At 71.6% G+C, this 8,287-nt stretch carries 10 protein-coding genes; 5 read left to right on the top strand and 5 right to left on the bottom strand.

What is annotated here, in order from left to right; genetic code table 11:
* The coding region (locus ON36_RS09935) for an aldehyde dehydrogenase family protein (RefSeq protein WP_043650674.1) at positions 1–645 on the bottom strand (645 nt) is incomplete at its 3' end.
* A gap of 224 nt (positions 646–869) precedes the next feature.
* Here ON36_RS09935 and ON36_RS09930 point away from each other — a divergent pair.
* The 4 genes from ON36_RS09930 (at position 870) to ON36_RS09915 (ending at position 5,041) form a co-directional block, all read left to right on the top strand.
* The gene (locus tag ON36_RS09930; protein ID WP_043650673.1) at positions 870–1,856 is read left to right on the top strand and encodes an NAD(P)H-dependent flavin oxidoreductase; all 987 of its coding nucleotides are present in this window, start codon (positions 870–872) and stop codon (positions 1,854–1,856) included.
* Positions 1,853–2,662 carry an enoyl-CoA hydratase-related protein gene (locus tag ON36_RS09925; protein WP_043650672.1) on the top strand — a complete coding sequence of 270 codons (810 nt, stop codon included), beginning with the start codon at positions 1,853–1,855 and terminating at the stop codon, positions 2,660–2,662. Before ON36_RS09930 ends, ON36_RS09925 begins: the two co-directional genes overlap by 4 nt.
* Before the next feature lie 12 nt (positions 2,663–2,674).
* Positions 2,675–4,228, top strand: coding sequence for a fatty-acid--CoA ligase FadD5 (gene fadD5, locus ON36_RS09920; protein WP_043650670.1), 1,554 nt, complete (start codon positions 2,675–2,677; stop codon positions 4,226–4,228).
* 153 nt (positions 4,229–4,381) lie between these two features.
* The gene (locus tag ON36_RS09915; protein WP_052313823.1) at positions 4,382–5,041 is read left to right on the top strand and encodes a TetR/AcrR family transcriptional regulator; all 660 of its coding nucleotides are present in this window, start codon (positions 4,382–4,384) and stop codon (positions 5,039–5,041) included.
* 24 nt (positions 5,042–5,065) lie between these two features.
* Here the strand turns inward: ON36_RS09915 and ON36_RS09910 are convergent, their stop codons facing one another.
* Positions 5,066–5,686 (bottom strand): TetR/AcrR family transcriptional regulator, encoded by a 621-nt coding sequence (locus tag ON36_RS09910; protein ID WP_218001184.1) that lies wholly within the window; start codon positions 5,684–5,686, stop codon positions 5,066–5,068.
* A 142-nt stretch (positions 5,687–5,828) separates the two neighbouring features.
* Here ON36_RS09910 and ON36_RS09905 point away from each other — a divergent pair, with 142 nt between their 5' ends.
* A complete protein-coding gene (locus ON36_RS09905) occupies positions 5,829–6,740 on the top strand; it encodes an oxygenase MpaB family protein (protein ID WP_052313821.1) in 912 nt (303 codons plus the stop codon).
* A gap of 32 nt (positions 6,741–6,772) precedes the next feature.
* On the opposite strand, the gene ON36_RS09900 is transcribed toward ON36_RS09905, so the two are convergent.
* The 3 genes from ON36_RS09900 to ON36_RS09890 are packed head-to-tail and all read right to left on the bottom strand — an operon-like array spanning position 6,773 to position 8,255.
* Positions 6,773–7,447, bottom strand: a complete 675-nt coding sequence (locus tag ON36_RS09900; protein WP_043650668.1) for a GOLPH3/VPS74 family protein — start codon at positions 7,445–7,447, stop codon at positions 6,773–6,775.
* On the bottom strand, positions 7,444–7,983 hold the full coding sequence (locus ON36_RS09895; RefSeq protein ID WP_043650666.1) for a hypothetical protein: 540 nt from the start codon (positions 7,981–7,983) through the stop codon (positions 7,444–7,446). The genes ON36_RS09900 and ON36_RS09895 overlap by 4 nt, the downstream gene beginning before the upstream one ends.
* Positions 7,980–8,255 (bottom strand): helix-turn-helix transcriptional regulator, encoded by a 276-nt coding sequence (locus ON36_RS09890; protein ID WP_043650664.1) that lies wholly within the window; start codon positions 8,253–8,255, stop codon positions 7,980–7,982. Before ON36_RS09890 ends, ON36_RS09895 begins: the two co-directional genes overlap by 4 nt.
* Positions 8,256–8,287: the final 32 nt, after the last annotated feature.

The following is an 8,287-nucleotide window of genomic DNA, read 5'->3' as shown; positions in this document are numbered from 1 at the left end:
GTCGGACTCGACCAGCGCGCGGCCGGTGTCGCCGTAGCCGCTGACCACGGCGAGGATGCCCGTCGGCAGCTCGGGGTTGGCCCGCGCGAAGGACTCGACGTACCAGTGGCCGATGGCGGTGGTCAGCTCGCTGGGCTTGAACACGACGGTGTTGCCCGCGGCCAGCGCGTAGGCGATGGACCCGTTGGGGGTGTAGACGGGGTAGTTCCACGGGCCGATCACGCCGACGACGCCGTGCGGGCGGTGCTCGATGACGGCCTGATGGTTGGACAGCATCGCGCCGGGCCAGACCTTCTCGGTCTTCAGCACCTTTCCCGCGTTCTTGGCGGCCCAGGCCAGGTGCTCGACGGCGGTCAGGATCTCGACCTCCGCGTCGTCGAGCGGCTTGCCGTTCTCGGCGGAGACCAGCGCGCGGAACTCGTCGATGTCGGCCACGATTCTGCCGGCCCAGCGGAGCAGGGCGCGCTTGCGGCCGGTGAACCCGAGGTCTTCCCAGGTCCGCGCCGCGCGGCGCGCCCGGGCCACGACGGCGGCGACCTGCTCGGGGCCGTCGACCGCCCAGCTCCCGACCGGCTCGCCCGTCGCGGGGTTGGCGGTGGCGAGAGTGGACCGGGAAGTGGTTTCTGTCGTGGGAGTTTCGGTCATCTGTGACCATCCTTCGAAGTGCAGAGGACGTGATGGTGCGGCGCCCGCTGATCCACGGGGCGCCGATCCGGGGCCCCGGCGACGATCTGTTGACACCCTGCGCCCGGGGCCGTTAAGTTAATTTTGATTCTGGTTAAGTTAATCACGATTCGCACCGGTTGCAAAGAGCTTCGCCGCTTTTCGCCGCGACCGGGAAGAACGTCGGATCCGAAAGGGAGAGCGCGATGCTGCGCACCCGATTCACCGAGACATTCGGTATCGAGCACCCGATCGTGCAGGGCGGGATGATGTGGGTCGGCCGCGCCGAACTCGCCGCCGCGGTCTCCAACGCCGGCGGGCTCGGCATCCTCACGGGGCTGACCCAGCCGACCCCCGACGCGCTACGCGAGGAGATCGCCCGCACCCGCGATCTCACCGACAAGCCGTTCGGGGTGAACCTGACCATCCTGCCCTCGATCACGCCGCCGCCCTACGCCGAATACCGGCAGGCCATCATCGACGGCGGGGTGAAGATCGTCGAGATCGCCGGCGGCAACCCGGCCACCCACCTGCCCTACCTCAAGGACGCGGGCATCAAGGTCGTGCACAAGTGCACCAGCGTCAAGCACGCGCTCAAGGCCCAGCAGGTCGGCGTGGACGCGGTGAGCATCGACGGTTTCGAATGCGCCGGGCACCCGGGCGAGAACGACACCCCCGGCCTCGTCCTCATCCCCGCCGCCGCGCGGGAACTGGAGATCCCCATGATCGCCTCCGGCGGCATCGCCGACGCGCAGGGCCTCGTCGCGGCCCTCGCGCTCGGCGCCGACGGCGTGAACATGGGTACGCGGTTCCTGTGCACCGCCGAGTCGCCGATCGCGCAGCGCGTCAAGGAGCAGATCGTCGCCAACTCCGAGCTGGACACCAAACTCATCTTCCGCACGATGAACAACACCGCCCGGGTCGCCGACAACGCGGTCAGCCGTCAGGTCGTGGAGATCGAGCGCAACGGCGGCAGCTTCGAGGACGTGCGCGAGCTGGTCGCGGGCGCGCGCGGGCGCCTGGTCTACGAGAACGGCGACGTCGACGCCGGGATCTGGAGCGTCGGCCAGTGCCAGGGCCTCATCCACGACATCCCCACCTGCGCCGAGCTGATCGGGCGCATGGTGCGCGAGGCCGAGGACCTCATCAACGGCCGGCTGGCCGGCGCCGTGGTCGAGGCGGTGGCGTCGTGAGCGAGAGCGTGCTGATCACCGAGGAGAACGGCGTCCTGCGGGTCACCATCGACCGCCAGGCCCGGATGAACGCCATCGACCTGACCACCATGGGCGAGCTCGCCGACATCGTCACCGCCGCGGTCACCCGGCCGTCGGTGCGGGTCATCGTGCTCACCGGCGCGGGCAAGGCCTTCTGCACCGGCGCCGACCTGGCCGCGGCCAGCGCGGCGGGCGGCAACGAGGCGACCCCCGAGGTCGTCATGGACACCGCCAACGCGCTCATCCGCGCCATCCTGGACTCGCCGCTGCCCGTCATCGCCGAGGTCAACGGCCCGGCCGCCGGCGTCGGCGCCTCCATCGCCCTGGCCGCCGACCTGATCTACGCGGCCGAGAGCACCTACCTGCTGCTGCCGTTCACCAACATCGGACTGATGCCCGACGGCGGCGCCACCGCGGTCGTCGCGGCGGCCATGGGACGGGCCCGCGCGGCGCGCATGGCGCTGCTGGGCGAACGCCTGCCCGCGACCGAGGCCGCCGCGGCGGGCCTGATCACCGAGAGCGTGCCCGACGCCGAGCTCGGCGCGCACGTCGCCGGCGTGGCGACCAAGCTGGCCAACGGCCCGCGCCGCGCCTACGAGCTGACCAAGGCGGCCATCAACGCGGCCACGCTCGACGGCATCGACGCGGCCCTGGCCCGCGAGAAGACCGGGCAGACCGAGCTGCTCACCTCCGCCGACTTCTTCGAGGGCATGACCGCGATGCTGACCCGTCGCGCCCCGAAGTTCGCAGGCACCCCCGAACCGGTCCAGCCCCACACCGTCTAGGAGACGACCGCCATGTCCACTGCCGCACAGCCGATCGCCTCGCGCCGCAATCATTGGATGAACCAGGTCGCCCTGCACGCGACCGCCCGCCCGGACGCGCCCGCGCTGCGCTATCTCGGCAAGACCACCACCTGGCGCGAACTGCACGAGCGCGTCGGCAAGCTGGCGGCCGCGCTGGCCCGCCGCGGCGTCGGCGCGGGCGATCGGGTCATGATCCTGATGCTCAACAACGCCGAGTACATCGAGTCGGTGTTCGCCATCAACACCCTCGGCGCGATCGCGGTGCCGGTCAACTTCCGGCTCACCCCGCCGGAACTGGTGTTCCTGGTGCGCGACAGCGGCGCGGAGACCATCATCACCGACGCCGCGCTCGCCCCGCTCACCGCGGCGGTGCGCGCGCAGACCGACGCGCTGCGCCACTGCGTGGTGGTCGGCGGCGCCACCGAGGGCGACGTGCTGGGCTACGACGATCTCGTCGCCGAGGACAACCCGCCGCTCGCGCCCCTCGACATCCCCGAGGACACCGCGTCGCTGATCATGTACACCTCGGGCACCACCGGCAACCCCAAGGGCGCGGTGCTGACCCACATCAACATGAACGCCCAGGCGCTGACCTGCATCCGGGCCATGCAGTACCGCACCGACGACATCGCGTTCTGCGCCTCGCCGCTGTTCCACATCGCGGGCCTCGGCAGCGTCGCGTCGTGCTTCCAGCTCGGCGCGCTCACGGTCATCCACCCGCTCAAGGCGTTCGACGCGGGCGAGGTGCTCGACGCCTGGGAGCGGGAGAAGGCCACCTCGGTCTTCCTCGTGCCCGCGCAGTGGCAGGTCGTGTGCGCGGATCCGACCGTGCCGCAACGGGATCTGCGCCTGCGGGTGATCAGCTGGGGTGCCGCGCCCGCCTCCGACACCGTGCTGAGGGCGATGGCCGAGACCTTCCCGAACGCGCTGAACGTGGCGGTCTTCGGCCAGACCGAGATGTCGCCGATCACCTGCGTGCTCGACGGCGAGGACGCCATCCGCAAGCTCGGCTCGGTGGGCAAGCCGATCCCGACCATCGCCACCCGCATCGTCGACGACGAGATGAACGACGTCGCCCCCGGCGAGATCGGCGAGATCGTCTACCGCGGCCCGACCATGATGCGCGAGTACTGGAACAACCCCGCCGCGACCGCGGACGCGTTCGCCGGCGGCTGGTTCCACTCCGGCGACCTGGTCCGCGTGGACGAGGAGGGCTTCGTCTACGTGGTCGACCGCAAGAAGGACATGATCATCTCCGGCGGCGAGAACATCTACTGCGCCGAGGTCGAGAACGTGCTGTTCGCCCACCCGCGCATCCGGGAGGCGGCGGTGATCGGCCGCGCCGACGACCGGTGGGGCGAGGTCCCGGTCGCCGTCGTCGCGGTCGAGGGCGAGGGCGAGATCGGCCTGGCCGACCTCGAGGAACACCTCAACGCCAACCTCGCCCGCTACAAGCACCCCAAGGCGCTGGTCGTGGTCGAGGCGCTGCCGCGCAACGCGGGCGGCAAGGTCGTCAAGCACGAGCTGCGCAAGGCGCACGCCTAGCCGCCGGGGCCGGGCCCGGCGCACCCTCGGCCGGGCCCGGCCCACACAAACCGGCATGGCGTACTGTTTTCGATCCGGGATATGTCACAACGCCCCGTGCCGCCCGGTGACTTGTCCGTAAAACCGGCGACACGTACGGTTCTGAGGGTGACCATGCAACGCCCCCGTCGCACGCAGGCGGAGCGCCGGGAGACCACCCGGACGCTCATCCTCGACAGCACCGCCGAGTGCCTGCTCGAGCGCGGGTACGCGGCGACCACCATCAGCGAGGTGCTCGACCGCACCGGCCTGGCCCGCGGGACCCTGCAGCACCACTTCCCGACCCGCACCGAACTGCTCATCGCCGCGATCACGCACGTGGTCGACAGCCGCATCGAGCGCTTCCGCCGCGAGGCCGAACTCATCCCGCCCGACCAGGACCGCCTGCAGGCACTGGTCGACCTGGCCTGGCGCGACCTGAACAGCCCGGCCTTCTTCACCGCGCTGGAACTGTGGGTCGCGGCCCGCACCGACGGCGACCTGCGCGACAACCTGCTGATCGAGGAGCGGCGCCTGTTCGCCGAGATCCGCCGCACCTACGCCGAGATGCTCGGCGAGCCCTACCGTTCCGACCCGCGCACCGAGCTGTTCGTCGAGTACACCATCGACATGCTCACCGGCCTGTCCATGACCACCATGCTGACCGGCCGCCTCGGCGAGCGCGAGGCCGCGCTGCGCCGCTGGAAACGCGCCCTGGCGGTGCTGTCCGGCGCGCTGCCCGCCGAGGAACTCCTCGGCGGGCGGGCGCCGCGCTGGGACGCGCGCGCGGTCTGAGTCCCGCGCCCGCGCCGACCGCGGTCAGCGCGCGGTGAGCCGGGTCAGGTAGGTGCGCGCGAACGCGCGCACGGCCGCGTCGTCGGTGGTCGGGATCGCGCCCTCCGGGGTCAGCGCGAGGGAGTGCGCCAGGCGGGCGTAGATGTCGGCGACGATCTCGGCGTCGAGGCTGCGGTCGCCGTCGATCTCCTGCCTGCGCCGGATCAGCCCGGCGAGGAAGGTGCGGCCGAGCAGCAACAGCGGCGCGCCGCCGGAGGTCAGCATGGGCAGGGCGTCGGAGTCGTTGCGGAACACCGCGGCCAGCACGGGCCTGCGGCCCAGTTCGCCGACGAAGGCGACGAATCCCTCGGTCACCTCGTCCTCGAGCGTCTGCGCGGGCGCGACGGCGGCGTCGACGTTGTCGATCATGCGCCGGGCCTCGCGCAGCAGCACGGCCTGGACCAGCAGTTCCTTGCGGGCGAAGCGCCGGTACACCGTGGCGACGCCGAGCCCGGCGCGGTCGGCGATCGCGTTCATGGTGACGCCCTTGATCTCGCGCGCGTCGGTGAAGCACGCCAGGGCGGCGTCGAGGATGCGCTCGTTGCTCGCGTCGGAGGGATCGAGCGCGTGCAGCATCTCGGCGAGGGGGGACTCGGGACCGGCCACGATCCGGCATTCTACCGGCCGCCCTCGGCGAACATTGATAGAGAACCTGTTGTTCTCTATCATCGGGGGTGATAGAAATTTAACAGGAACCTCTCACCGCGCCCCGCGGTGTGTTCACAACGATGTGAAAGGCCGGCCTGCGATGACCACCTCGGCTGTCCACGCTCCCACCGAGACCGACTTCCTCGACCTCGTCTCCCCCGATTCCCTGCTCGCGCGGACCGCCGGATTGTGGGCCTATCTGCCCGCCAACGGCGTCGCCTTCCTGCTGCAGACCATGCACCCCACCATCGGCGACGTCGTCGGGAAGTACTCGACCTACGGCAGCGATCCCTTCGGGCGTGCCATCCGCTCGATCGACTCGGTCAACCTCTGGGTCTACGGCGAGTCGGCCGCGATCGAGGAGGGGTACCGCCTGCGGCGCCTGCACCAGCCGCTGCAGATGGTGAACGGCGAGGGCAAGCGCATCAGCGCGCTCAATCCCGCGCCGTACGGCTGGGTCATCGCCACCGGCTACGCGGGCGCGGTGTGGCTGTGGCCGCACCTGTTCGGACGCGAGCTGACCGAGGCCGAGCAGGATGCGCTCTTCGAGGACACCGCCAAGGTGGCCCGCATCGTCCAGGTGCCCGAGAGCGCGTTCCCGTCCTCGCGGGCGGAGTTCTGGACCTACTTCGACGACATGGTCGCCAACACCCTGGTCAACCATCCGGTCACCCAGGACCTCATCGGCAACCTGATGACCGAGTCCGGCCCGGTGCCGCGCCACCTCCCGCGCGGGCTGCGCAGGCCGTGGGCCCCGGTCGGCAGGCTGATCGGCCGCTCGGAGTACCTGCTCAGCATCGGCCTGCTCCCTCCGAACGTCCGCGAGATCCTCGGCCTGGAGTGGACCGAGCGCGAGGCCGCCGCCGCCAAGGCCCTGTGGACCTCGGTCCGGCTCGGCTCGAAATACCTGCCCGACCGCCTGCGCTACACCCCCGTCGCCTATCACACGCTGCGCCGGGCCGCGGCCATCGACGCCATCAAGCACCGCGCCCGTTCGTCGTTCACCTCCTGAACCGGACCCGGCCGGGGGTGGTCCACCTCCGGCTACGAGGCCGCCGCGACGCCCGCCGCGCTCACGGTGACCGCGGCGACCAGGGCGGCGTCGATGGCCCGGACGGCCTGCCGGACCGCGCCCGACGCCCAGTCGCCCGCGCCGATCTCGGCCGCGCGCCGCTGCACCGCGCGCCGGTCGAGGTCGGGGAACACGCTGGCGGTGGCACCGATCGCCGACAGCAGAGCGATCGAGGCCACGGCCCGCGGATCCGACGCCGGGGTCGCGCGGTCGGTGAGGACGCGGACCAGCGCGGCGTGCAGCTCGGCGCGCGCGCCGGCGGGAACGCGGGAGGTGCGGGGGACGAGGCCGAGCAGCCGCGCGCGCTCGACCCGCACCAGCCCGGCCCGCTCGAGCCGCTCGGTCACCCTGGGCCGCAACCCTTTCTGCAGCTTCTCGATGGCAGCGCCCGGCTTCCTCGGCGCGCCCGCGCCGAGGGCCGCCGCCGCGTCATCGAGGAGCGGGTCGCCGACGCGGTCGCGCAGCACGACCAGGCGGCCCGGTGCCACCCGATCCCCCGGCTCCGCGAGCCGGATCGCCCCGGCCCGCAGGAGGTCGAGCAGGACCGCGCCGGCCAGCGCCCGCGGCAGCCGGGTGCCGTCGGTCAGCGGGCGCCCGGCCGGGTCGAGCAGCAGCAGGAGGAGGTCGTCGGCGAGGACCGTGCTCATCGCTGGTCCTCCGGCTCGGGATCGGGCCGGTTCCAGCCCAGGATCATGGCCGGGGTGCACCCGCCGACGAGCAGCGCCGTGAGCACCATCAGCCCGCCCGCGTAGGCGGTCTGCATCGCGTCCAGGCCGGTGAGCGCGCCGGCGAAGACCAGCCACAGCGCCGGGATCATGCCGAGGGACTGGGTCACCGTCAGCCCGATCGAGCGTGCGGCGTTGCGCTGCTCGATCTCCCATTCGTCGAGGGTGCCCGAGGGCGCGTCGGCCTGGCGGCCGCCCGCGATCTGCAGCATGATCCACGCGGGGAAGAACGCCACGCAGACCGGAAGCCACAGCAGCGGCGCCCACTCCAGACCGCAGGCGGTCAGCACCGCGACCACGGCCATGGACACGAACGCCCCGGCCAGGATCCGGACCAGCAGCCGCCTGCGCCGCCGGGTGCGCCAGCCGGGCAGCAGGTGCGCGGTCGTCTCCGACCGGCGCAGGAACCGCCGCGTCCGGCCCTCCTGATACCGCTCGAGCAGACTCGGGTGTGTCATCGGTTCTCCCCTCCGGTGCGATAGACCGCCGTGGACAGCGGCCCGAACTCCTCCCGTGAGAACACCGCCTCGACCGGCAGCCCGAACACCTCGCAGATGCGCAGCGCCAGATCCAGACTCGGATAGTGGTCGCCCCGCTCGAGCGCCCCGACCGTCTGCGGGTTGACCTCGATCGCCTCGGCCAGCTGGACACGGCTCAGCCGCCGCTCGGCCCGCAGCACCGCGATGCGGTTGTAGATGGGAAGGTTCTTCCCACGCCTCACCGGACTCATACAAGAAAGTGTTGCAAAAACCCAACACTTCG

It is taken from the genome of Nocardia thailandica NBRC 100428 (assembly GCF_000308795.1).
GTDB classification, from domain to species: domain Bacteria; phylum Actinomycetota; class Actinomycetes; order Mycobacteriales; family Mycobacteriaceae; genus Nocardia; species Nocardia thailandica.
The sequence above is the reverse complement of the archived record's forward strand: the minus strand, read 5'-3'. Positions and strand labels throughout refer to the sequence as shown.